This window comes from Microvirga roseola (assembly GCF_020866965.1).
Taxonomy (GTDB): domain Bacteria; phylum Pseudomonadota; class Alphaproteobacteria; order Rhizobiales; family Beijerinckiaceae; genus Microvirga; species Microvirga roseola.
Genome location: NZ_JAJATX010000161.1, coordinates 1 through 1,099, shown reverse-complemented (window position 1 = coordinate 1,099; position 1,099 = coordinate 1). Strand labels below are relative to the sequence as shown.

The 1,099-nt window shown below is 58.1% G+C and carries 1 pseudogene; it reads left to right on the top strand.

The features are described from left to right. Positions 1 to 601: 601 nt before the first annotated feature. Positions 602 to 1,099, top strand: a pseudogene (locus LG661_RS24655) (hypothetical protein); the annotation flags it as partial.

The following is a 1,099-nucleotide window of genomic DNA, read 5'->3' as shown; positions in this document are numbered from 1 at the left end:
CATCGAGTCAGACTTCCAGATTCCGTTCAACCCCAAACCGCTCTAAGGGAGCGAGACAGGATCAAACGACAGACCATCCAAAACCGCCGCTTGCAGCACCAGATGCAGGCCGCCTAATCTGAAACCCAGATGGACCAGAACTCCCCTTAGATCAGGTCGCCTTCTGCCTCAAAAAATCTGACGACAGACAGGGTAGCCTGAGGCCCGGAATGGAACCTCTTCTGCTGTGCGGGAGCCGCTAGGCCGCCTGTGAGGAGGGCTGAATAGCCCTCCTACGGCTCCCGCGGATTTGCAGAAGCGTTTGATTGAAGCCGGACGTGTATGGTCATCGTCTAGTCGCGAACGGCATTCAGCACGCGTTGTCGATTGAATAATGTAAAGGCTTAGCCGGCTTCTCAGCAGCGAGTAGTTTGTAGCTGTTCAAAGTTCCGACGGCTCGTTCCTGACTAGTTCCTGCTCGAAGCGAGGTGCTCTGGGGAATATCGGCTTGCGCTGTCGTTAGGAATATCCGTAAACCCCTCCCGTAGCGTAAGGCCAGATAAGATCCGGCATAGTGCTGGGCAGTGTGAGCTAGGCGGGACGCGTTCGGCAGGAGGGGCACATGACCGCATCAATTATTCAGCTCGACGGTGAGCAGCAGGTAAATACCCACACGAACAACACCCAGTCGTTTCCGAGTGTGACAATGCTTGCGGACGGCGGCTGGGTGGTCACCTGGCAATCCGATTTTCAGGATGGCTCTGGAATTGGCGTCTACCAGCAGCGTTACGGCGCCGACGGCACAGCGGTGGATGGCGAGCAACTGGTAAACACCTATACGGTCGAGTGGCAATACAGCCCGAGCATAACGGCTTTGGCGGACGGAGGCTGGGTGGTCACCTGGCAATCCGCCAATCAGGCTGGCTCCACACAATTCAGCGTCTATCAGCAGCGGTACGGCGCTGATGGCACGGCCGTTGACGGCGAGCAGAGGGTCAACTCGTACACGACCAGCACCCAAGACCAATCGAGTGTGACGGCTCTGTCGGATGGCGGCTGGGTGGTCACCTGGCGCTCCGACGGTCAGGACGGCTCCGGCTATGGCGTCTACCAGCAGCGC